Origin of the sequence: Saccharicrinis sp. 156, from assembly GCF_050589685.1 — a bacterium.
GTDB lineage: Bacteria > Bacteroidota > Bacteroidia > Bacteroidales > Marinilabiliaceae > Saccharicrinis.
This window is the reverse complement of sequence record NZ_JBNGOS010000026.1, coordinates 24,219-48,959: the sequence shown is the minus strand read 5'-3', so window position 1 is coordinate 48,959 and position 24,741 is coordinate 24,219. Positions and strand designations below refer to the sequence as shown.

Below are 24,741 nucleotides of genomic sequence, written 5' to 3'. Positions count from 1 at the left end.
TTTAATAGAAGTCGACATATGGCATTCAGAAGAGATCAGAAAGTAAAGAGCAGTTTTACAAAAATCTCTATCGGGTTAGCTTCACCGGAAGAAATCTTAGAAAGATCAAGCGGTGAGGTTCTTAAACCGGAGACCATCAACTATAGAACTTATAAACCGGAACGTGACGGATTATTCTGCGAAAGGATTTTCGGCCCTGTGAAGGATTATGAGTGTCACTGTGGTAAGTATAAAAGAATCAGGTACCGGGGTATCGTCTGTGACCGCTGTGGTGTAGAGGTTACAGAAAAAAAAGTGCGTCGCGAGAGAATGGGACATATCTCATTGGTTGTTCCTGTGGCACATATCTGGTACTTTAAATCACTACCTAATAAAATAGGTTACTTATTAGGATTACCAACAAAAAAATTAGATTCTATCGTTTACTACGAGCGCTATGTAGTAATACAAGCCGGTATTAAGGAAGAGGATGGAATTAAGTATATGGATTTCTTAACGGAAGAAGAGTATCTGGATATTCTGGATACACTACCTAAGGAAAACCAATATCTGGAGGATGACGATCCTAATAAGTTTATTGCTAAGATGGGGGCAGATGCGCTTCACATGATTTTAGCCCGACTTGATTTAGATAGTCTGTCATACGATTTAAGACACAAAGCAAACACGGAAACTTCGCAGCAACGTAAAAACGAGGCGTTAAAGCGTCTTCAGGTGGTGGAGTCGTTCCGCGAGTCTGTTGGCAGAAACCGCCCGGAGTGGATGATCGTAAAGGTTGTGCCTGTTATCCCGCCGGAACTGCGGCCTTTGGTGCCACTAGACGGTGGTAGATTTGCTACTTCTGATCTTAATGACCTTTATCGTAGGGTTATTATCAGAAATAACCGGTTAAAGAGATTGATCGAAATCAAAGCTCCGGAAGTAATTTTGCGTAATGAAAAACGTATGCTTCAAGAGTCTGTTGATTCCTTATTCGATAACTCGCGTAAAGCCAATGCGGTTAAAACAGATGCTAACCGTCCATTAAAATCTTTAAGCGACAGTTTAAAAGGTAAGCAGGGGCGTTTCCGTCAAAACCTGTTAGGAAAGAGGGTAGATTATTCGGCTCGTTCGGTTATTGTTGTTGGCCCTGAATTGAAGATGCACGAATGTGGTATTCCCAAAGGAATGGCCGCAGAGCTATATAAGCCTTTCGTCATTAGAAAATTAATTGAGCGGGGTATAGTTAAAACGGTGAAGTCCGCTAAAAAAATCGTTGATAGAAAAGACCCGGTAGTCTGGGATATTCTGGAGAACGTGTTAAAAGGACATCCGGTAATGCTAAACCGTGCCCCTACGCTTCACCGATTGGGTATCCAGGCATTCCAACCTAAGTTGATCGAAGGTAAAGCCATCCAATTACATCCATTGGCATGTTCGGCATTTAACGCCGACTTTGATGGTGACCAGATGGCGGTTCACTTACCACTGGGTAATGCTGCTATACTGGAAGCACAAATGTTGATGTTGGGTTCGCAGAATATTCTTAACCCTGCTAACGGTGCACCTGTTACCGTACCTTCTCAGGATATGGTTTTGGGTCTGTACTATATGACCAAAGCTCGTGAGGGAGCTAAAGGAGAAGGCTTAACTTTTTATGATTTAGAAGAAGTTAAAATCGCCTATAACGAAGGAAAGGTTGACTTACACGCGATTGTTAAAGTGAAAGGTTACGATCTGAACAAAGATGGTGTACCTGAACAAAAAATTATAGAATCTACGGTGGGTCGTATTTTATTTAATGAATTTGCTCCGAGAGAAGCCGGTTTCATTAATGATGTATTGACTAAAAAAGCATTACGCGATATCATCGGCAAAGTGCAGAAAGTTTGTGGTACTCCCCGTACGGCAGCGTTCCTGGACGATATCAAAAATTTAGGTTATAGAATGGCATTCGAAGGCGGATTGTCGTTTAACCTTGGCGATGTAATCATACCTGAAGCCAAAAATAAAATGGTGAAGGAGGGTTATGCAGAAGTAGAGGAAGTGTTGAATAACTATAACATGGGTTTCATCACCAATAACGAACGTTACAATCAGATTATTGATATCTGGACACACGTAAATGCCCGTTTGACCAACACTTTAATGAAACAATTGAGTTCCGACCAACAGGGGTTCAACTCGGTTTATATGATGCTTGATTCCGGTGCGAGGGGTTCTAAAGAGCAGATTCGTCAGCTATCCGGAATGAGGGGACTGATGGCCAAGCCTCAAAAATCCGGGGCTACGGGTGGTCAGATCATTGAAAACCCGATTCTTTCGAACTTTAAAGAAGGTCTATCGGTACTTGAGTACTTTATATCTACGCACGGTGCCCGTAAAGGTCTTGCGGATACGGCACTTAAAACAGCCGATGCAGGTTATTTGACACGTCGTTTGGTGGATGTATCGCAAGATGTTATTATCACCGAAGATGATTGTGGAACGCTGAGAGGTCTTTCCGCTACTGATGTGAAGAACAATGAGGATATTGTGGCAACGCTTTATGAGCGTATCTTAGGTCGTATTTCCGTGCATGATGTTTACCACCCTACAACAGGTGAGTTGATTGTTAAGTCAGGTGAGGAGATTGACGAAGTAAAAGCTAAAATCTTAAACGATTCTCCACTGGAGAGAGTTGAAATACGCTCGGTACTTACTTGTGAATCTAAAGTTGGGGTATGCGCTAAGTGTTACGGACGTAACCTGGCTACCGGTAACTTTGTTCATATCGGGGAAGCTGTTGGGGTTATTGCGGCACAGTCGATCGGTGAGCCGGGTACACAGCTTACATTGCGTACGTTCCACGTAGGGGGTACCGCAGGTAATATTTCTACCGAAAGCAGAATTGTTGCCAAGTATGATGGTATAGTAGAGATTGAAGAATTGCGTACCGTACCTACAAAAGACGAAGAAGGAAAACATGTGGATATAGTAATCGGCCGACTCGCCGAATTGCGTATCATTGATAAAAATACCGGTATTGCATTGGCAAACCAGCCAATTTCTTATGGTTCTAAATTATTTATCAAGAACGGAACAGAAGTTAAGTCTGGTGATCTGATTTGTGAATGGGACCCATATAATGCGGTTATCATATCTGAAAAGTCCGGTTCGGTGAGCTTCGACAACATGCTTGACGGTATAACTTACAAGGAAGAGTCGGATGAGCAAACAGGGTTTAAGGAAAAGGTAATCATTGAAACCAGAGATAAGACCAAAAACCCTGCCTTAAAGATCGTTGACGATTCTGGTGAAATTCTTAAAACATTTAACCTTCCGGTAGGGGCTCACATTTCTGTTGAAGAAGGGCAAAAGGTTAAGGTTGGAGAGATTGTTTCGAAGATACCTAGAGCGGTTGGTAAAGCAGGTGATATTACAGGGGGTCTACCAAGGGTAACAGAGCTTTTCGAAGCGCGTAACCCATCTAACCCTGCTGTTGTTTCCGAGATTGACGGTGAGGTAACATTCGGAAAGATTAAGCGTGGTAATCGCGAGATTACGGTTACTTCTAAAAACGGTCAGGTAAAGAAATATTTGGTGCCGCTTTCTAAGCAGATCCTGGTACAGGAAAACGATTATGTACGTGCAGGTATCCCATTGTCGGATGGCGCAACCACACCTTCCGATATTCTTCATATTATGGGACCAACAGCGGTTCAGGAGTATATTGTAAACGAGGTTCAGGATGTGTACCGACTACAGGGTGTGAAGATTAACGATAAGCACTTTGAAATTATCGTTCGTCAGATGATGCGTAAGGTAAACATCGATGATCCGGGTGATACTAAATTCCTGGAGAAACAGATCGTGGACAAATTAGAGTTTATGCACGAGAACGACAGTATTTTTGCCAAGAAAGTTGTCGTTGAAGCGGGTGATTCTGAAAGTTTACGTTCCGGACAAATCGTTACTGCTCGTCGTTTAAGGGACGAAAATTCCCAGTTGAAACGTAAAGACCTTAAGTTGGTTGAATCGAGAGATGCAATTCCTGCAACTTCTAGTCAGATTCTTCAAGGTATCACGAGAGCTGCACTTCAAACTAAGAGCTTTATGTCGGCTGCTTCCTTCCAGGAAACAACCAAGGTTCTTAACGAAGCTGCTATCTCTGGTAAGGTTGATCAATTAGAAGGATTGAAGGAGAATGTAATCTGTGGTCACCTAATTCCTGCAGGAACAGGTCAAAGAGCGCTTAAGAACCTGGTAGTGGGTTCTAAAGATGAGTATGATCGTTTGGTAGAAAATCAGGTTGTGGAGGAAGAGCAAGAATAGTTTAATGTACTACATATAAATAAAGGGGAAGTATTTTAATGCTTCCCTTTTTTTATGCCGTTGTAAATAAATTATATAATTTAACCGGGATTATGCATTAGAACTTCGTCGTGAACATTGAAAGTGCAATAAAACAAGGCTTTACTGAAACGAGGCGTAGCATCGTTATGGTGAGTTGAAGTGAAGCAGCGGAGCGTCATGTTTTGAAACAATTTCAATGTGTAATAGATTTTCTAATGCATATTGCGGGTTTAAGGTCGATTTATAATAAAATTAAGATGGAAGATAAAAAAAACAAGAATCAGCTTAATATTGAATTAAACGAAGAGGTGGGTCAAGGTATTTATTCAAACCTGGCGGTAATAACTCATTCACCTTCGGAATTTGTGATGGATTTTATTCGGGTTATGCCAGGTTTACCAAAGGCACAAGTGAAGTCGAGAGTAGTGGTAACACCGGAACACGCCAAAAGGTTAATGATGGCTTTGCAAGATAATATCAAACGGTATGAAGCCATGCACGGACCCATCAAGAATATTGACGAAGGGCATCCTGGTGGTAACATCCCAATGAACTTTGGCTCTACACCACAGGCGTAGTTTTGGTCCGCCGATTTAACAGGCTAACACAGATTTTTCGTAACGAATGACAAGACAAAAAATGTGTTAGCCCCATTCTTGGTTGTCAACAGACAAACCTTTGTTCCTGGGGATAATCGAAGGGCTGCGTTTGATAATCGACGAAAAGTAGGGATTGTGTCAAAAGTCAATATTGTTTTATACGGGTCAATTGTAAGTGCGCTGAAAATAGTTCTTCCCATTGGCCCTGTAGTTAAATGGAATACAGCGTCGGAGACGTGGGGGAGGGGGGTCTTTTAGCTTCCAATTGTTCACGCTTCATTCATCTAATTGTAATACCCATGCTTGCTATCCGAATTCTAATATATCTTTTGATTTTCTCCACTTGCTTTTCCTGTTCCTCACAAGGTTACAATTCCACGCAACGTGTAATAATTCCTGCTGCCAACTGTTTCGATGAATATCTCCCTTTGCTAATGGATAAAAAGGTAGGACTATTGGTAAACCATTCCTCTTTGGTGGAAGGAACGCATTTATTAGATACGCTGCTAAGCAAACGGATCAATGTGATTAAAATTTTTGCACCGGAACATGGTTTTAGAGGGAAGCACGATGCTGGCGAACGTGTAAAAAGCGATACCGATTCAAAAACGGGTCTTCCCATTGTTTCTTTGTACGGAAAAAATAAAAAACCTGGCAAGGAACACCTGGCGGATGTGGATATTATTGTTTTTGATATCCAGGATGTAGGTGTCAGATTTTATACCTATATCAGCTCCATGCATTATATGATGGAGGCATGTGCAGAAACAGCAACCAAAATACTGGTACTGGACCGGCCGAACCCAAATGGCGATTATTTTGATGGGCCTATTCTTAAACCGGATTATAAATCTTTTGTCGGAATGCATCCCTTACCTGTGGTTCATGGTTTAACAGTAGGAGAGTTGGCACAAATGATTAATGGAGAGGGCTGGTTAACGGAGGGTCTAAAGTGTGACTTACATGTTGTTAAAGTGAAAAACTGGAATCATTCTACTCCTTACGATTTACCCGTGAAGCCTTCACCTAACTTGCCCAATTACACATCAATTCGCTTATACCCTTCACTGTGTTTTTTTGAAGCCAGTAATGTCAGCGTAGGAAGAGGCACTTATTTCCCGTTTCAGGTGATCGGTTATCCGGATAGTACTGCAGGCGAATTCACTTTCACACCTAGAAGTATCGATGGTATGTCGAAACATCCCAAACAACAGGATAAAAAGTGTTATGGAATTGACCTTAGGCGGGAACCTCTAACACATCGCTTTACCTTGTCCTATTTTATCTCTTTCTACAAACAATTTGGGCAAGATGAGCGTTTTGGATTGAATAAGCGCTGGTTTAATTTATTGGCAGGAGATGATCAGTTAATCAAAGATATTCGGGCAGGTTTATCGGAGGAAGAGATTAAACGTAGTTGGAAACCGGACTTGGAAGAGTATTCTAAACTACGGGAGAAGTACCTGTTGTACGGGATAGAATATAATTAGTTCAACGCGTTTAATTCGCGGTATACTTTTTACCCTAAATTCCCAAGAGTGTGATGCACATCCGGATTCTCCGATAGTGTATAAAATACTTGTTTCTCTGTAATATGGATATCAATAATATTCATACATAAGAGGCTCACCAATATTCTTTCAGCTTTAAATCTGGGTATATTGGCCAGTTTATAGAATCGGGTAAAGGTTATTGAATCGTGATTTGAAAGATATTCTAACAAGAATTTTTCGGGCTTATTGAATCGGAGCAATTGATTGCTGTTCTTTTGTTGCGCTTTCCAATATTCCAAAAGTATTTTATTGGCCAACAGATTTTGGTCATCAACCCTCACGTAAACCATGTATTTGCCTTCCTTGCTGGGTGCTTTGTGGGGTTTGTTGCCGCTTTTTGGAATCTTAATTTCCAGCACGGTTTTACCTTCACTTTTCCATTCTATGGTTTCGAAATCCACTGGTGGTTTGCAGTACATCTGAGCTGCGGCTTCAATCATATAAAACTCTTCTTCTGACGAAACACCAATTACCTTCCCGTTATCCTTAACGCCCAAAAGAAGACTTCCTCCATCGGTGTTGGCAAAGGCAGCTAAGGAACGTGCTATCTTTTTGGAATCGTTGATAGCATATTTAAAATCCTGTTGTTGGTGTTCCCCTTCAGCTATTTTCCGTTGAAGCTGCTTGTTCATCATGCCCTAGTTCTTTATCGCAAAAATAAGGCATTTAAACATTTACAACAAGCAAATTATAACAGATTGCCAATTTCATTTATTTAGATTAAATATGCATTGATAATCAGGCTTTAATGATGCTTGACAGGTGTAAAACATGATATATGTCAGTTAAAAGCATAGGTATTGTTAGTACCTTAATAAAGAAAAATTTCCCTAATGACTTTTTATAATACCCTTAAATAAACAGCTTATGACCGAAATGACAAATCTTGTGAAAAGTCTGGCTGACAAGTACGGCCGATATCACGAAAGTTTATTACCCATTCTGCAAGGAGTGGTCGAAAAGAAAAAATTCCTGTCGGAAGAGGCTATGGTAGAAGTGGCCAGGGAGTTGGACATATCCGCAGCGCGAGTGTTTGGAACCGCCTCGTTTTATTCTTTCCTGAACACGAAACCTATGGGGGAATATGTTATCCGCATCTGCAAAACTATTACTTGTATGATGCACGGAAAAAACCTCATAATACAAGAATTGGAGAAGCAACTAAAAATAAAGTTGGGAGAGACGACGCATGACGGTAAGTTTACGCTTTTAGAAACCAATTGTTTGGGGCAATGCCATAAGGGGCCGGCCATGCTTATTAACGATACGCCTTATACCGACCTCACACCCGATAAGGTAAGGGATATAATACTATCCTTAAAGCAGGATGATTTAATAGAGAGTTCTTCAATTCAGGTAAATTAACGAGCTATGGCAGAGAAAAATTTAAAAAGGTTGGACCTTATTTTTAAGGATGAACAAGACGGAGAGCAAATTCTTAAGAAAACATTGGCAAGACCAACACAAGACATAATAAACGATTTAATTATTTCCGGACTTAAAGGAAGAGGGGGAGCAGGATACCCTACAGGCTTAAAATGGAAGCTTGCTTCCGAAGCTAAAGGTGACATGAAATACGTAATTTGCAATGCGGACGAAGGAGAGCCCGGGACTTTCAAGGACAGAGAAATTTTGACGCAAGTACCCGACAAAGTATTGATTGGAATGGCGGTTTGTGCCAAAATTATTGGTGCACACCAAGGATTTATATACCTGCGGGGCGAGTATAAATTTTTAGTGGATTCGTTAAATGAAGTCATTGACGAATTTAATATGATGATGAATAAGGTTGGTTTTGATTTTAGAGTGAAAATATTTTTAGGCAGTGGAGCTTATATCTGTGGAGAAGAAAGCGCATTGTTTGAAAGCATGGAAGGATTTCGAGGTGAACCCAGAAATAAACCGCCTTATCCAACCAATTCGGGATATAGAGAATTGCCTACCGTTATCAACAATGTGGAAACCCTGGCGCATACCTATTCCATATTTAAATATGGATCCGAGAAGTTTAAGGATCTGGGAGTTCAGGATTCCAGGGGCTCTAAAGTGTTTTCCGTGTCTGGGGATACGCCAATCCCGGGGATTTATGAGCTCGAGTTTGGTATGTCCGTGCAAAAATTTGTGGAAGATTTCGGAGATGGAGATGCCAAAGCGGTTCAGGTGGGGGGAGCGTCCGGTTTTTGCGTGCCGCGAAAAAAATTCAATACCACCAAAATTGGCTACCAAGGTAAGCTTACCGGAGTATCGCTGCCCACCGGCGGTTCAATGATGATATTTAACTCATCGCGAAGCATGTACAACGTATTGCATAACTATCTCGATTTTTTTGTGGAAGAAAGTTGTGGGCAATGTACTCCTTGCAGAGTAGGAACACAACAACTTTTACTGGGAATAGAGGCGGTTAAAAAAGGAGAGCGATCTTCGGATTACCTGGAAAAATTATTGGTGTTGGCGGAAAATATGAGGGTTACCGCTAAGTGTGGATTAGGACAGTCCGTAGCTAACTCTTTCGCTTCTATCGTGGAGAATTTTAAAGAAGAAATGATTTACTAAGCATTAAAAATATTAAAGAATGAGCAAAGTTAATCTTACAATAGATCATATCGAGGTAAGCGTGAATTCAGGTACTACCTTGCTTGAGGCCGCCAAGGAGTTAAAGATTAAAATACCTACGCTTTGTTATCATGAAGACTTGTGCGTGGCTGGTAATTGCAGAGTATGTGTAGTGGAACAAGTAGGGGCCGACAGGTTGTTGCCATCATGTGCAACGCCCGTATCGGAAGGGATGGAAATTCTGACTAATAGTCTGAAAGTACGAAATGCCAGAAAGAATGTCATTGACTTATTAGTTTCGGAACATAGAGCAGAATGCACTCGATGTTATAAAAACGGCGTATGTGAACTACAACATTTATCGTCAGAATATCTTATCGGAGAAGATCGTTTAATCGATTTAGTTCCATTAAAGGAACATACCATTGACTATTTTTCTCCTTCCATTACAAAAGATGACTCTAAATGTATTCGTTGCCAACGATGTATCAGAACCTGCGACCAATTGCAAGATATTGGTGCACTTACGGTTGCCTATAAAGGTGAGCATATGAAAGTTTCTTCCTTTTTTGAAAGGCCCATGTACGAGGTGGTTTGTACCAACTGTGGTCAATGTGTAAACCGTTGTCCGACAGGAGCATTGATTGAGCGCAGTTATATTGATGAAGTGTGGACAGCCATCAATAATCCTAAAAAGCATTTGGTGGTTCAAACTGCTCCTGCTGTGCGAGTTGCTTTGGGCGAAGCCTTAGGTATGAAACCGGGTAACATAGTTACCGGTAAGATGGTTGCCGCACTGCGCCGTTTAGGTTTCGATTCAGTTCTGGATACCGATTTCTCCGCCGACCTGACCATTATTGAGGAAGGTAATGAGTTGTTGCAACGCTTAAAAGGTGCGCTGGTGGATAAAAATCCGAATGTACATTTGCCTATGACGACTTCCTGCTCGCCCGGATGGATAAAATACATCGAGCATATGTATCCGGATATGTTGCCTAACGTGTCAACAGCCAAATCACCACAACAAATGTTTGGTGCATTGGCGAAGACCTACTATGCACAAAAAATGAATATTGAACCCGAAGATATGGTTTCTGTTTCGGTGATGCCATGTACGGCGAAAAAATATGAAGCCAACCGCCCTGAAATGCATTCGAGCGGTTATAAAGATGTCGATTTGGTACTTACGACCCGCGAGTTGGCCAAGATGATTCAACAGGCAGGGATAGATTTTGAAGCCCTTGAAAATGAAGAGTATGATTCGTTTATGGGTGCTTCTTCGGGAGCAGCTGTGATTTTTGGCGCTTCTGGAGGAGTGATGGAAGCCGCATTGCGAACTGCTTATGAGGTGGTTACTGGTAGAGAAGTGCCATTTGATGGATTAAATATTACACCAGTCAGGGGAATGGAAGAAGTGAAAGAAGCTACAATTAAAATCGAAGATACATTGCCCAAGTGGAAATTCCTGGAAGGTGCAGAATTGAAAACCTGTGTGGCGCATGGATTGGCCAATGCTAAAAAAGTAATGGATAAAGTAGTGAAAGGCGAAGCAGATTATCATTTTATTGAGGTAATGGCCTGTCCTGGAGGCTGCCTGGGAGGTGGAGGGCAGCCAATACCTACCAATTTGAAAATCCGTCAGAAAAGGAGTGAAGCCATTTACAGAGAGGATGCCGGTAAGCCTATTCGTAAATCCCATGAGAATCCAGAAGTGCTCAAGTTGTATGATGAATTCCTGAAAGAACCTTTGGGACATAAATCGCATGAGTTGTTACACACGAGCTACACGCAACGAAACAGATATTAGTATTTATCACATTTATAATCAACTAAATCATATACCCCGGGGATTCGTTCTTGGGGTATGTTGTAAAAAGTAGCAGTATTCACAAAATAAATTTCGATATTTAAAGTCGGAGTTTAAAAATCCTTGATATATGCAAAACGAACATTCAATTACAATATGCCTGGGGAGCTCATGCTTTGCAAGGGGAAATAAGGATATACTAGCCATAGTTAAGAAGTTTTTGGCGGAACATAAACTCGAAGAGTCTGTGTTTTTTAGGGGAGAGCTGTGTACGGGGAACTGTGAAAAAGGGCCTATTTTAAAAATTGATGACGAGTTGTATGGTAACATGGATCCAGATAAAGTGTACAATATATTGGGGAAGTATTTTAATATTTAAAAGAGTACGGAGATGTCGCAATTAATCGAAGTAGATAAGGAAAAATGTAACTTGAGTTTTACATGTATCAGGGCGTGCCCGGCCAAGGCGATTAAAATAGCCGATAATTCTGCCAATATTATAGTCAACAAATGTATTGGTTGTGGTAATTGTGTGACAGTATGTGCGCAAAATGCCATTAGTTTTCGCAATGAGATAGATAAAGTAAACCACCTTTTTAACAATGGAGCTAAGGTGGCAGCTATTTGCGATCCGGCCATATCGGGCGAGTTTAATGATATTTCCGACTACAGGAAATTTGTGGGCATGATCCGGGAATTGGGATTTCAATTGGTTGGTGAAGTGGCTTTCGGTGTCGACCTGGTGGCACAGCAGTACAAGAAATTGCTCCAGGATTTTCACGGTAAATACTATTTGACAACCCATTGCCCTCCGGTTAGATCGTTTGTGGAAAAATATCGCCCCAACCTGGTAGAGAACCTGGCACCTGTTGTGCCTCCTTTTATTGCCATGTCCAAGGTAATGCGGAAAAGGTATGGTCATGATATTCATGTAGTGTACGTCACAGCCTGCGTTTCGGCCAAGGACGATGCTAAGGCATTTGCAAAAACAGACGGAAAGCTGGATGCGGTGATCACCTTCCAGGAGCTGAGGGCCATGTTTAAGAGTTCAGGTATAAGTGAGGCTTCGGTCGAATTCAGTGACTTTGACCCTCCCGTAGGTAGAAAAGGCGGACTGTATCCAATAAATCATGGTCTTTGGCAAGCGGTTGATATGCAGCAAGATTTGCTCAATAGCAGTTTGATATCGGCAGATGGCAGAAACAATTTTCTGCAGTCGTTAAGAGAGTTTTCTGAAGATAACAGTTTAAATCAAAACCTTGACTTATACTATTGTGAGGGCTGTTCTATGGGACCCGGGATGTCACCTGTCGGGAAAAAGTTTATGCGCCAGGCCAACATCATTGGCTATGTCGAAAAACGCTTGAAAGTGATTGACTGCGATCAGTGGGAAAAAGATATAGCCGAGTTTAAGGATGTGGATCTCAGCAGAAATTTTAAAGTTACGGATAGAAGGCTGCCCCAACCATCAGAAAATGAAATCCAACGGGTTTTGCACGATATGGGCAAAAGCAATATCGAGGAACAGTTGAATTGTGGCGCATGTGGTTATCCCAGTTGTAAAGAGTTTGCAGTGGCGTATTGCCAGGGACTTACCAATTTTGAGATGTGCTACTCTTATTCAATTAAAACGTTACATACCTATATTAACAAGGTTCATGCTGCCAACGAAAACCTGAAGAATACCAAGGAAGCTTTAAAAGAAAGTGAAGAAAAGGCACGCAAAGAAGAGGTGGCAGCGCGTCAGGCTGCAGACACGATAACCGCCATGCTTAATAAAATTAGAGCGGGAATTGTGATGGTGGATACGAACCTAAATATCATCGAGGCTAATTCAAGTTTTGTAAACATGATGGGCGAGGATGCAAGGCAACTGAACGAAGTTATTCCGGGGTTAAGGGGAGCCGATATAAATACCTTATTGCCTTTCGGGAAACTTTTTAATACGGTTCTGCAAACCGGACAGGAGATCATTAACAGGGATACTACTGTTGAAGAGGCCATCTTGAACGTTTCAGTTTTTACCATCAAGAAGCACCAAATTGTTGGGGGTATTATTCGCGACCTGACAGCACCGGAGGTTCGCAGAGAAGAAATCATCAATCGTGCACGTTCCGTCATTCGTGATAACCTGCAAACCGTGCAGCAGATCGCATTTTTGCTGGGCGAGAGTGCATCAAAAACTGAAAAGGTGTTAAATTCAATTATCGAAGCACAAAAAGTAGGTGAGAGCAATGAAAGTTAATGAACCAGATTTTTTTTTAGATATAGATTGTAAGCAAAACAACCATCATGGAGAGTTTATCTGTGGCGATGTGTTTATCTCACGCAGAATCAAGGAGGATGGCAGAACTATTGTAGTATTGTCTGATGGTATGGGAAGTGGTGTCAAAGCTAATGTCTTGGCAACCTTGACGGCATCCATGGCGGTAAACTTTACCGTTGAGCACAAGGAGGTTCAAAAGACTGCAGAAATTATTATGAATACACTCCCCGTGTGTAGTGTTCGAAAAGTGAGCTACTCTACCTTTACTATTATCGATATTGATGATGAAGGTAGCACTACCATTGTGGATTATGATAACCCTCGTTGCTTGATCATGCGCACACACCGCCCTTTTGATCCAGGTTGGAGTGAAATAACCTTAGAAAGTAAGCAACACAAAGGAAAAATACTGTATACCTGCCATTTTAGAGCACGTAAGGAAGATCGAATCTTCTTTTGGTCGGATGGAATAGTGCAATCCGGCATGGGAACCAAAACTTTGCCCTTTGGTTGGGGAAGGGAAGAAGCCGAAAAATATGTGGTGAAGAGTGTGAAAAACACACCTTACATTTCTTCGGCCAAGCTATCGCGGAAAATAGTTAACATGGCCTCCCTGAATGACGGGGGCAGCCCGTTGGATGATACTTCCTGCGGAATTATTTACCTGCGGGAGCCTAGGAAACTATTGTTTGTTACCGGACCTCCATTCGAAGAAAAGAAGGATGTGGATTTTGCATTGATGGTGCAGAAGTTTGGTGGTAAAAAAATAGTAAGTGGCGGAACTACAGCAGAAATCATAGCGCGAGAATTAGGCCTCAAATTTTCTGCCAGCCTCGAAATGTCTGACCCTGATCTTCCCCCGGCGGCCCAAATGGAAGGGATTGATTTGGTGACCGAAGGTATCCTGACCTTGGGAAAAGTAGCGAGGATTTTAAAAGATTCCGAAAAGAAAGATGATGCAACGGGTAAGGGCCCGGCCCACCAAATCGTCAAGTTGTTTTTAGAAAGTGATAAGATCCATATTATCAACGGTACACGAATCAATGTTGCTCATCAGGATCCTAATTTACCAGTTGAGCTGGAAATAAGACGTACTGTTGTCAAGCAAATAGCATCACTGTTGGAGGAGAAGTTTCTTAAGGAAGTTTCGGTGGAGTATATTTAACCTGGTTATTGTGAATATTACCCCAGATACGCCCGAAGAACCCGCACAGCCATAAAAGATGTAACCAGTAAAAGGTTCGGGTTTCAACTCCGAAGGGCTGAATAATAGGACGGAGAACGGTAGGGTCCTTCCGGGAAAAAGCATGCTCAAAAATAACATGCACATACAACAACTTGGCGGGTGTAGAAAACGAAGGGATAACCTAGCCGCAAACCCTTTTAATTTAAGCCATTAGTTCTAAAATTATGAATAACGATATTAATCAAGTTAACGGCTTGTGCCAAAATGGTAAAAAAACCATTTTGTTAGCATGCATTTAGTTGGGTTTAAATGTTGATTTAATGACTTTGTCCGGATTACATAAAGGTGTATCTCCCTGTCTGCAGCTTATTTAGACTTATTATGTATTGCTGTTTTGGTGATCAACTACTTTTTTTTTTTAGTGGATACATCGTATTTTGCAGTGAATTCTAGAAATATTTCTTTAATTAAAATAATTAAAGAAATTTCCGGTGTTACTTAAGTTTCTTCTGAATGAAAATAAAAGAAATTGTTGATATTCTGGACGCGAAGGTAGTATGTGGAGATTGCTACATAGATACCGAAATAAATTACGGTTTTGCCAGCGACCTAATGAGCGATGTACTTACTTTAGATACCGATAAAATGGTATTGATTACGGGCTTGGCCAACATGCAAACCATCCGAACCGTTGAAATGGCTGATGTAAATTGTATTGTGTTTGTTCGTAACAAGCAGGTGTCGCCCGAGATGTTGGCGCTGGCTCAAGAGGAGGACTTAGTTTTATTGCAATGTAAGTATTCCATGTATAACGCGGTGGGTAAGCTATTTACTGCCGGACTGTCACCTGTTTATTAAAAAGCCATGGAATTTATTTATGAAGTAGAAGGAGGTAATTTTACCAAGGCTGGCAATGCTTCCAGTGCGGTTAAAAAAACGCTGAAGCAGTTAAATGTCAATCCAAAAGTGGTTAAACGTACAGTGGTTGCTTTATACGAGGCAGAAGTGAATATTGTAGCCCATGCCTATAAAGGCGTGATAAAGGTAAATATAACTTCGGAACATATAAGTATTGTGCTTGACGACAATGGGCCCGGAATTCCGGACATTGAGTTGGCGATGCAGGAAGGCTATTCCACAGCGTCATCAAAAGTAAGAGAGATGGGATTCGGAGCCGGGATGGGATTGCCAAATATAAAGAAAAACGTAGACGAGTTAAATGTAACTAGTGAAGTTGAAAAAGGAACTAAAGTGGAAATAAAAACCTATTTGTAGAAACGTTTATAAGCGGAATGAAAAAGCTGCAAATATATCACGCCTTAAAGGTTGACAAAGATATTTGTTATGGTTGCACACATTGCATGAACGTGTGTCCGACCGACGCTATTCGAATAAACGACGGAAAAGCTTTAATCCTTAAAAAACGTTGCGTCGACTGTGGCGAGTGCTTAAGAGCTTGCCCCGTGGATGCCATATATGTGGAACAAGATGATTTAGATAATATCTTCGACTATGAATGTCGTGTAGCTTTGGTTCCTGCAGTTTTTACAGGTCAGTTTCCTACCTCGATTTCCGAAGAAGAAATTTTTAGTGTGATGAAAGAACTTGGTTTTACCCATGTCTTTCAGGCTGAATTTATGGTAGATGTCCTCAACGAACTGATGGACGACCAAATGAAGGTAAATGATGAGAAGCCTTTAATATCAACTTTTTGCCCTTCAGTGGTTCGTTTAATTCAAGTGAAATTTCCTTCTCTTATTGATAATATTGCCTCGGTAAAACCGCCGGTAGATGCTTCAGCCTCCTTTTACCGGAAAATGTTACAAAACGAAGGCATCCCGGATAAGCAGATTGGTATTTTTTATGTCACCCCGTGTGCAGCCAAGATTGCTGCTATAAAAGGGTTTGGGGACGATCAGGGAGCTATGATCAACGGCGTGATTAACATGCGATATCTTTACAATAAACTTTACGCAAAAATAAAAAACAACAAGGCTACAGAGCCCGAATTACCGGTGCTTCCGCATTTGTCGAGCAAGGCTATACAGTGGAGTTTGACCCGGGGTGAGGCTGATAATATGAAGGGTAGGTGTTTGGCAGTGGATGAAATTCATAATGTAATAGAGTTTTTAGAGCGGTTGGAGAACGATGAAATTCCTACGGTTGATTACCTGGAACTAAGGGCTTGTGACCAGGGCTGTGCAGGGGGGGTGTTGCTGCATGGAAACCGGTTTATGACGGTTGATAGAATGAAACGAAGGGCCAAACAACTGGAGAGTGATTCGGGTGACGTAGATTGGAAAGAACATAAAGAAATTATTCAGGACAAGGATTTATTTATAAGTAAAATAGACCCACTTCCTGCCATGTCGTTAGATCAGGATTTTCAGGAAGCATTGAAGAAGATGGAACGTATCCGAAACTTAATGTGCTATCTGCCCGGAATCGATTGTGGAGCTTGTGGTTCACCCAGCTGTCAGGCATTGGCCGAAGATATTGTACAAAAAAAAGCCAACCTCTCCAATTGTGTATTCTTGCAGAGAATGATGGAGAAAAGCAAAAAATTAAGTAGCGAACATGCTATCCGGATCATCGAAAGAACATGGGGAAAGGACAGATTAGATAAGGACTGTAAAAAAATAGGAGCAAAAAATGAAGGTATGTGATTTGGTTGAGAAACTCAACTTAAAAGTTTTTTGTGGAGAACAAGGAATCAACAACGAAGTAGTTGGAGGTTATACTTCCGATTTGTTGAGTGACGTAATGGGAAATGTAGATGAAAAACAGGTGTGGATAACCTTGCAAACCCATAAAAATATCATGGCCATCGCTTCTTTAAAAGAAGTGGCAGCTGTAATTTTAGTAAAGGGATGTAAGCCGGAGAAGGCCGCTATTGATCAAAGCAACGCAGAAGGGATCCCAATTTTGGGAACAGACCTGGAAACCTTTGAAATGTCGGGCGAACTTTATCAGCTGTTGAAGAAATAGAGTATAGATTAAAGGTAATTGACAAGTTACATCGTGTCTCTTATCTCAAAATCTCTTATCTCAAAATCAATACAATGAATCGCTATCGGGTAGATTTACATATTCATACTGTGCTTTCGCCATGTGCGGAACTGGAGATGAGTCCCGATGCCATCATAAAAAGAGCGAAAGAGGAGAAGATGGATGTCATAGGCATTGCCGATCATAACAGTACCCGACAAAGCGAGGTGGTCAAACAGCTGGGAGGCGAATTCGGGATTACGGTTTTGTGCGGTGCCGAAATAAATACAAAAGAAGAAGTGCATTGCCTTGTGTTCTTTGAAAATAATGAAAAGCTAAACGAGTTTCAGGTATATCTGGACGAACATTTACCCAGGGTAAAAAATAAACCGGAATTATTCGGGGATCAGGTTTGGGTCGACCGTGACAATAATATTCTCGGAGTGGAAGAAAAATTGCTGATAGTCGCTTTGGATGTTTCCATGGATGAAGTGGCAGCCAAGGTAAACGAGATGGAAGGTTTGTTTATTCCGGCGCATGCGGATAAAACCCGGTTTAGCGTGACCAGTCAGTTGGGGTTTTTATTGCCTGATATCCCTGTCTCGGGAATTGAGGTAAGCGCCAACGTGAAGATGAAGGAATTTGAACTAAAGCATCCCTGGGTTAAGAATTATTCTGTTATTGGTAGTTCCGATGCCCATATGCTAAATCAGATAGGAAGTAGTTATACTAGCATGTTGTTGGAAAAACCATCGTTTAGCGAAATTAAAATGGCTTTAAAAGGTGAAGCCGGCAGAAAAGTAGTTGGAATTATTAAAAACGATAGGTTGTCCACAGATTAAACGAATTAACGCAGAGTGGTTTTCTCTGGAAATTATGAACAGCAAAGCTGTTCTAAATACCTCTGGTTAGCGTAATTCTTGGATGAAGTAAAAAGTGGAATTGCATGGCAAATTCCAATAATTATAGTTTATCAGTGCTTAAATATTGAAAAAATATGCGAGACATATCTATGCACATACTCGATATTATCGGAAACTCGGTACGAGCCGGCGCTTCTTTGGTGGAGTTAACTATTCTGGAGGATTCAGCCGAAGACCTGCTGATATTGAAGATCAAGGACGATGGGTGCGGTATGGATGATAAAACAATCAAAAAGGCCTTAGATCCTTTTTTTACATCGCGCAAAACCCGGAAAGTCGGTTTGGGAATACCGTTGTTACAGCAAAATGCCCAACTGTCGGAGGGTGATTTAACTATTGAATCGGAGCTTGATAAAGGAACACAGATTATGGCATCCTTTGTTCATTCCCATATTGATAGACCACCATTGGGCGATTTGGCAGGAACAATAAGTCTGATAGTTTCCGGAAATCCAAACGTGGATTTTCTTTATTTTCATCAGCGCGATGATGAAGACTTTATTTTTGATAGTAGAGAAGTGAAAAAAGTACTGGAAGGAGTTCCCGTTACCGACCCGGATGTGGTGAAATTTATGAGAGAAATGATTAAAGAAAACCTTACCGAAATAGGGGTTGAGTTTTAAACAGTTAATAGTCCGTGGTCAATAGTCATTGGGTGTTGAATGTGAAGATTGAAGAAGGGAGACCGGAAAAATACAACCAGACTGGAAGCTCGAACTATTATAACTTAGGTAACGATATGGGATATCATGTACGTAGGAAACCCAGGTGGAATGCCTGAAATATTTTAGTTAGAATTGAGTCTATAATCTGAGGAGTGAAATTCGCGTAATTCGCGGACAAGAAAAAACAATATACAAACTATAATAGAGAGAAAAATGGCAAAAGTAAAAACCTTAGACGATCTTAAAAAGATGCGGGAAAATCTTCAGGAGAAGATTACTTTGCGCGAAAAAAGCGATCGTCCCGAAAAAATGGTTCAAATCAAGGTTTCCATGGCAACCTGTGGTATCGCTTCAGGAGCCAAAGAAACCATGAATTGTCTGATCGAAGAGTTGGATAACCGTGCTATTGATGCAGTAGTAACTCAAACCGGTTGCATGGGATATTGTCATTCCGAGCCTACCATCGAAGTGCATGTGCCAGGTACCCAACCAGTGGTGTACGGAAATGTAGATGAAAAAAAAGCAAAAGAAATTATCACCAAGCATATCATTGGTGGAGAGTTGGTGGATGGCATTATTCCTGCTGCTTATACCACTCCGAACGAAGAAGATAACGTAAAGTAAATTTGAGCTATGGCCAAGTATAAAAATCACATTTTAGTTTGCGGAGGTACGGGGTGTCGTGCTTCGCAAGGTGAAGAGATTGTAGAAAATCTTAAGCAAGCTGTTGCCGATAACAGCATGGAAAACGAAATTCAGGTGGTACGTACAGGTTGCTTCGGCTTTTGCGAAAAAGGACCTATCGTTAAAATGATTCCCGATAACACTTTTTATGTTCAAGTTAAACCAGAGGATGCAGGCGAAATAATTTCAGAGCATTTGGTGAAAGGTCGTAAGGTCGAACGGTTGTTGTTCACAGACCCGGAAACGAAAACGCATGTTTCCGATGCCAAGCATATGGATTTCTATAAAAAGCAAATCCGTATAGCCCTGCGCAACTGTGGTTTTATCAACCCGGAAAACATTGATGAGTATGTTGCTCGTGAGGGGTATGGGGCACTGGGTAAGGTGTTAACAGAAATGACGCCACAGGAAGCCATCCAAATAATTAAAGACGCTGGATTAAGAGGTCGCGGTGGCGGCGGTTTCCCAACCGGATTAAAGTGGGAAATTACTCACAATGTCGAAGGGGACGAGAAATACGTGGTTTGTAATGCCGATGAGGGTGACCCTGGTGCGTTTATGGATCGTTCAATTTTGGAGGGAGACCCTCACTCGGTATTGGAGGCAATGGCCATTTGCGGATACTGTATCGGTGGAAGCAACGGTTTAATATATATTCGTGCCGAGTATCCGTTGGCTATTGAGCGTTTAAAAATTGCCATTGAGCAGGCTCGTAACCTGGGTGTTTTAGGTAAAGATATCTTTGGGACAGGGTTCGATTTTGATGTTGAGCTTCGTTATGGTGCAGGTGCATTCGTTTGTGGAGAAGAAACCTCATTGATTCATTCCATGGAAGGTTTACGAGGTGAACCGACGGTAAAACCACCATTCCCATCCGTTAGTGGTTATAAGGGAAAACCAACTAATGTGAATAATGTAGAAACCTTTGCCAATATCCCTGTAATCATCAATAACGGCGCGGAGTGGTTTTCATCCATCGGAACCGAAAAGAGTAAAGGAACCAAAGTATTTGCCCTGGCAGGAAAAATCAACAATGTTGGTTTGATTGAGGTGCCGATGGGCATTACCTTACGCGAGGTTATTTTTGATATCGGCGGAGGTATCAAGGATGGTAAGAAATTTAAATCGGTACAAACAGGAGGACCTTCCGGAGGATGTTTAACAGAGAAACACCTGGATATTCCTATTGATTACGATAATTTGCTGGCTTCGGGTTCTATGATGGGTTCTGGGGGTATGATTGTGATGGACGAGGACGATTGTATGGTTTCTGTGGCTAAGTTCTATCTTGATTTTACTGTTGAGGAATCGTGTGGTAAATGTGCCCCGTGCAGAATCGGTAACAAGCGATTGTACGAAATGCTGGATAAAATTACCAAAGGGAATGCAACAGAAGAAGATCTGGCAACGCTGCGAAACTTAGGTAATGTCATCAAGGATACTTCGCTTTGTGGATTGGGACAGACTTCACCAAACCCGGTGCTTTCGACCATGGATAATTTTGGCCATGAGTATTTGGCCCATGTTAAAGATGGAAAATGCCCTGCCGGTCAGTGTAAAGACTTAATGGAGTATGTGATTAGTGCCGACGCTTGCGTGGGATGCACCTTGTGTTCCCGTGTATGTCCGGTGGACGCAATTACGGGAGATAAAAAACAGCCACACGTTATCGATGTGACAGTTTGTATCAAGTGTGGTGCCTGTATGGAGAAATGTAAGTTTAATGCGATCAGCATCCAGTAACGCTAAAAGATGATAAAACAATGGATATTGTAAAATTAAATATAGATAACAAACCTGTAGTAGTAGAAAAGGGTACAACTTTGTTGGAGGCGGCAAAATCGGTAGGGGTAGATGTTCCTACTTTATGCCACATGAAACTCCACGATTTAAATGTTGAGAACAACCCCGGAGGGTGTCGCATTTGTGTGGTCGAGGTTGAAGGAAGAAGAAACCTGGCGCCAGCTTGTAAAACGGAATGTGCCGAAGGCATGAAAATCAATACGCACTCGTTAAGAGTGGTAAATGCCCGCCGAACCGTCATGGAGCTGATCCTGTCCGATCACCCTGCAGAGTGTTTGACCTGTGTTAAAAATGGTAAGTGTGATTTGCAAACCATGGCCCAGGATTTGGGTATTCGTGAAATTCCTTTTGAAGGAGAGCAATCACATTACAAGGAAGATAAATCACCCGCCATTATTCGCGACGTGGACAAATGTATTATGTGCCGCAGATGCGAAATGATGTGTAATGAGGTACAAACCGTGGGTTGCCTTTCGGCTATTAATCGCGGGTTTGAGTCGGTTGTGGCACCTGCCTTTGAAATGGATCTGGAGAAATCGACCTGCACGTACTGTGGACAGTGTGTTGCTGTGTGTCCTACCGGGGCGCTTTCCGAGGTGGATAACACACGCAAGGTGATTGCTGCGTTGGTGAACCCGGCAAAAACAGTGGTGGTTCAAACTGCACCTGCTGTTCGGGCGGCGTTGGGCGAAGAATTTGGCATGGAGCCGGGTTCTTTGGTGACCGGGAAAATGACCTCTGCCCTAAAAAAATTAGGTTTCGATAAAGTATTTGATACCGACTTTGCCGCCGATCTTACCATTATGGAAGAAGGTACAGAGTTGCTTGATCGTTTGCAAAAGCATTTAGCGGGAGACAAGGATGTAAAACTTCCTATCCTGACTTCATGTTGTCCGGGTTGGGTTAATTTCTTCGAAAGTAATTTCCCCGATATGCTGGATGTGCCTTCAACAGCTAAATCGCCTCAGCAGATGTTCGGTGCCATTGCCAAAAGTTATTTGGCAGAGCAGATGGGCATCAAACGCGAAGATATGGTCGTGGTTTCCGTAATGCCTTGTTTGGCCAAGAAATATGAGTCGGGCCGTCCTGAATTTGCCGTTGATGGAAATCCTGATGTTGACCTGTCTATCTCAACACGAGAGTTGGCGATGATGATAAAAGGAGCGAACCTTAATTTCGGTGATCTGAGCGATGAAGAGTTTGATAATCCAATGGGTGAGTCAACAGGAGCGGGGGTGATATTTGCCAACACAGGTGGCGTAATCGAAGCTGCTGTTCGCACAGCTTACGAGGTTCATACCGAAAAGAAACTGGAGAAAGTAGAGTTTGATGCCCTGCGTGGTTTCGATGGTATCCGTTCCGCTGAGGTGGACTTCGACGGACTAACTATTAAAATTGGAATCGCCCATGGACTCGGGAATGCTCGTAAGTTATTGGAAGATGTTCAGGCTGGCAAATCAGAATTCCATGCCATTGAAATTATGGCTTGTCCTGGCGGATGTATCGGTGGCGGAGGCCAGCCTTATCACCACGGTGATACCAGCATCTTAAAGAAAAGAGCTGCTGCTATTTATCGCGAAGATGAAGGTAAGGCCATCCGTAAATCACACGAGAATCCGTTTATCGTTAAGCTTTACGATGAATATTTAGGCAAGCCTTGTGGCGAATTGTCGCATAAGTTACTGCATACGCACTATTTTGATAAGAAAAAGAAAGTTGAAATTAATAACGATTAACGTTAGGGATTATGGCAGAAATAAAATTAGCTGATAGCAAAGTTCAGGAATTAAAGGACGTTTGCAAAAAGTTTGAATACGATAAAGGCGAATTGATTAATGTGCTGCACGCTGCCCAGGAGATATTTGGGTATTTACCTGCCGAAGTGCAGGAGATTGTTGCCGATGAACTGAAAGTGAATATCGCGCATGTGTATGGGGTGGTTACTTTTTACTCTTTCTTTACCATGATACCTATGGGAGAGCATCCTATTTCTATATGTATGGGAACGGCTTGTTATGTTCGTGGTGCCGAAAAAGTACTGGACGAATTTAAGCGCCTGTTGGATGTGAAAGTGGGAGAAACCACACCGGACGGCAAATTCTCTGTAAGCAGCTTACGTTGTGTTGGCGCCTGTGGTTTGGCTCCGGTAGTTACCGTGGGTGAAAAGGTGTTCGGACGCGTTGCTCCCGAGGATGTAAAAGATATTCTGGCTGAGTATAAGTAAATAGTTTAGAGTACTACTTAAAAGTTAATAAAGTGAAACCCGTTCTGCAAAAGTGGAGCGGGTTTAAGCGCATAATGAATATATTTTCCAGGATAGGAATGTTCATGCGGGTTGCCCCTTCAGTCACCATAGTCCTGCGCCAATTCTTCGAGCGCAAGCTCAAGGCTAGCCACAGGCAAAGCCCGAATGGGAGAGTCTTCCGTAATAAATTCGGGACGATCTGTCCCTGAGGTATCTCGGGAGGTTATCCCAACATCGATCCGAGAAACCCAATTTTGGGTTGTCACAATGGGTTGAGATACTTATTCCCTGCCGGAATCAGCGATTGTTAATAGTTAAGGTTGTCAGTTGGATTCGTTTATAATAACAAGACAATTGGGATGGGAAGTGAAAATATGCAAAAACAATCAAGATCGAAACTTAAACTTTCCCTTAAACCATTCTAATACATTATGAATACCGTTTTGTTGCGTACATGATATTTCATAAAAGGGTGTGTTGATACCCAGTTGTTGTAGATCTGTTTTAAAATTGCCCATATTAAAGTTTGTATATTGCATTAAATCTATTTTGTTTAGAATAATCATGTCTGCCTTTCGAAACAGCATGGGGTACTTTGCTGGTTTGTCATCGCCTTCGGTTGTGCTGATCAAAGCAACACGGTAGTTCTCACCCAAGTCAAATACCGTCGGGCATATTAAATTTCCCACATTTTCGACAAGAATCACATCAAGCTTATCTAAATCAAATTCAGCTAAAGCGTTGCTAATACTATTTGAGTCGAGATGGCATCCGCCTTCCGTATTTATCTGTACGACAGGCACATGATATTTAATTAAACGCTTGGCGTCGCGATCTGTATAAGCATCACCTTCAATTATTCCGATACGATATTCCTGTGCCAGATTTTTACATAGTATTTCCAGAAGTGATGTCTTTCCGGTTCCCGGAGAACTGATGAAATTGAACATCACAACATGGTTTTGTTCTAAAAGTTGTCTGATATCGTTGGCTTTATCCTGGTTCTTATCCAGTACATTGCGCATTATCTTTATTTTCATCCGTTAAAATTTTCAAGTTGTTATTTTATTATACTTTAAAATTTGAGAACGGATGTAACCGCTCCGCTCTCACATGGACTTATTTAAATCATCTTTATTTGTGAACTTTTAATTA

At 41.7% G+C, this 24,741-nt stretch carries 21 protein-coding genes; 19 read left to right on the top strand and 2 right to left on the bottom strand.

The features are described 5' to 3' along the window. Positions 1-18: 18 nt before the first annotated feature. From rpoC to ACRD64_RS16275, 3 genes are all read left to right on the top strand, one after another. Entirely contained in the window at positions 19-4,293 is a 4,275-nt protein-coding gene (gene rpoC / locus ACRD64_RS16285) for a DNA-directed RNA polymerase subunit beta' (RefSeq protein ID WP_430934517.1), read from the top strand. A 278-nt stretch (positions 4,294-4,571) separates the two neighbouring features. Continuing rightward, positions 4,572-4,892: a DUF3467 domain-containing protein gene (locus tag ACRD64_RS16280; RefSeq protein WP_430934516.1), complete on the top strand. Its 321-nt coding sequence runs from the start codon at positions 4,572-4,574 to the stop codon at positions 4,890-4,892. 455 nt (positions 4,893-5,347) lie between these two features. Next, positions 5,348-6,403 (top strand): exo-beta-N-acetylmuramidase NamZ family protein, encoded by a 1,056-nt coding sequence (locus ACRD64_RS16275; RefSeq protein WP_430934515.1) that lies wholly within the window; start codon positions 5,348-5,350, stop codon positions 6,401-6,403. Between the two features lie 29 nt (positions 6,404-6,432). Here ACRD64_RS16275 and ACRD64_RS16270 read toward each other — a convergent pair whose 3' ends face one another. Then, entirely contained in the window at positions 6,433-7,101 is a 669-nt protein-coding gene (locus ACRD64_RS16270) for an AlbA family DNA-binding domain-containing protein (protein ID WP_430934514.1), read from the bottom strand. 232 nt (positions 7,102-7,333) lie between these two features. Here ACRD64_RS16270 and nuoE point away from each other — a divergent pair, with 232 nt between their 5' ends. The 16 genes from nuoE (at position 7,334) to ACRD64_RS16190 (ending at position 23,565) form a co-directional block, all read left to right on the top strand. Further along, positions 7,334-7,831 (top strand): NADH-quinone oxidoreductase subunit NuoE, encoded by a 498-nt coding sequence (gene nuoE, locus ACRD64_RS16265; protein ID WP_430934513.1) that lies wholly within the window; start codon positions 7,334-7,336, stop codon positions 7,829-7,831. Between the two features lie 6 nt (positions 7,832-7,837). Next, the gene (locus ACRD64_RS16260; RefSeq protein ID WP_430934512.1) at positions 7,838-9,019 is read left to right on the top strand and encodes an NADH-ubiquinone oxidoreductase-F iron-sulfur binding region domain-containing protein; all 1,182 of its coding nucleotides are present in this window, start codon (positions 7,838-7,840) and stop codon (positions 9,017-9,019) included. Between the two features lie 19 nt (positions 9,020-9,038). Continuing rightward, a complete protein-coding gene (locus tag ACRD64_RS16255; RefSeq protein WP_430934511.1) occupies positions 9,039-10,826 on the top strand; it encodes an NADH-dependent [FeFe] hydrogenase, group A6 in 1,788 nt (595 codons plus the stop codon). Positions 10,827-10,956: 130 nt separating this feature from the next. Next, entirely contained in the window at positions 10,957-11,205 is a 249-nt protein-coding gene (locus ACRD64_RS16250) for an NAD(P)H-dependent oxidoreductase subunit E (protein WP_430934510.1), read from the top strand. A gap of 12 nt (positions 11,206-11,217) precedes the next feature. Beyond that, a complete protein-coding gene (locus ACRD64_RS16245; RefSeq protein WP_430934509.1) occupies positions 11,218-13,071 on the top strand; it encodes a [Fe-Fe] hydrogenase large subunit C-terminal domain-containing protein in 1,854 nt (617 codons plus the stop codon). Continuing rightward, positions 13,061-14,257: a SpoIIE family protein phosphatase gene (locus ACRD64_RS16240; protein WP_430934508.1), complete on the top strand. Its 1,197-nt coding sequence runs from the start codon at positions 13,061-13,063 to the stop codon at positions 14,255-14,257. Before ACRD64_RS16245 ends, ACRD64_RS16240 begins: the two co-directional genes overlap by 11 nt. A 534-nt stretch (positions 14,258-14,791) precedes the next feature. Then, on the top strand, positions 14,792-15,136 hold the full coding sequence (locus ACRD64_RS16235; RefSeq protein ID WP_430934507.1) for a DRTGG domain-containing protein: 345 nt from the start codon (positions 14,792-14,794) through the stop codon (positions 15,134-15,136). A 6-nt stretch (positions 15,137-15,142) separates the two neighbouring features. Further along, a complete protein-coding gene (locus ACRD64_RS16230; RefSeq protein ID WP_430934506.1) occupies positions 15,143-15,553 on the top strand; it encodes an ATP-binding protein in 411 nt (136 codons plus the stop codon). Between the two features lie 17 nt (positions 15,554-15,570). Beyond that, positions 15,571-16,944 carry a [Fe-Fe] hydrogenase large subunit C-terminal domain-containing protein gene (locus ACRD64_RS16225; RefSeq protein ID WP_430934505.1) on the top strand — a complete coding sequence of 458 codons (1,374 nt, stop codon included), beginning with the start codon at positions 15,571-15,573 and terminating at the stop codon, positions 16,942-16,944. Then, positions 16,931-17,266 (top strand): DRTGG domain-containing protein, encoded by a 336-nt coding sequence (locus ACRD64_RS16220; RefSeq protein WP_430934504.1) that lies wholly within the window; start codon positions 16,931-16,933, stop codon positions 17,264-17,266. The genes ACRD64_RS16225 and ACRD64_RS16220 overlap by 14 nt, the downstream gene beginning before the upstream one ends. Positions 17,267-17,340: 74 nt before the next feature. After that, positions 17,341-18,108 carry a PHP domain-containing protein gene (locus ACRD64_RS16215; protein ID WP_430934503.1) on the top strand — a complete coding sequence of 256 codons (768 nt, stop codon included), beginning with the start codon at positions 17,341-17,343 and terminating at the stop codon, positions 18,106-18,108. A gap of 155 nt (positions 18,109-18,263) precedes the next feature. Then, the gene (locus ACRD64_RS16210) at positions 18,264-18,812 is read left to right on the top strand and encodes an ATP-binding protein (protein WP_430934502.1); all 549 of its coding nucleotides are present in this window, start codon (positions 18,264-18,266) and stop codon (positions 18,810-18,812) included. 255 nt (positions 18,813-19,067) lie between these two features. Then, positions 19,068-19,478, top strand: a complete 411-nt coding sequence (locus ACRD64_RS16205; protein ID WP_430934501.1) for a (2Fe-2S) ferredoxin domain-containing protein — start codon at positions 19,068-19,070, stop codon at positions 19,476-19,478. 9 nt (positions 19,479-19,487) lie between these two features. Next, complete coding sequence (locus ACRD64_RS16200) at positions 19,488-21,281, top strand: NADH-ubiquinone oxidoreductase-F iron-sulfur binding region domain-containing protein (protein ID WP_430934500.1); 1,794 nt, start codon at positions 19,488-19,490, stop codon at positions 21,279-21,281. A gap of 20 nt (positions 21,282-21,301) precedes the next feature. Next, positions 21,302-23,077: an NADH-dependent [FeFe] hydrogenase, group A6 gene (locus ACRD64_RS16195; protein WP_430934499.1), complete on the top strand. Its 1,776-nt coding sequence runs from the start codon at positions 21,302-21,304 to the stop codon at positions 23,075-23,077. Positions 23,078-23,088: 11 nt separating this feature from the next. Further along, positions 23,089-23,565 carry an NAD(P)H-dependent oxidoreductase subunit E gene (locus ACRD64_RS16190; protein ID WP_430934498.1) on the top strand — a complete coding sequence of 159 codons (477 nt, stop codon included), beginning with the start codon at positions 23,089-23,091 and terminating at the stop codon, positions 23,563-23,565. A 407-nt stretch (positions 23,566-23,972) separates the two neighbouring features. Here the strand turns inward: ACRD64_RS16190 and hypB are convergent, their stop codons facing one another. Next, entirely contained in the window at positions 23,973-24,626 is a 654-nt protein-coding gene (gene hypB, locus ACRD64_RS16185) for a hydrogenase nickel incorporation protein HypB (protein ID WP_430934497.1), read from the bottom strand. Positions 24,627-24,741 lie beyond the last annotated feature (115 nt).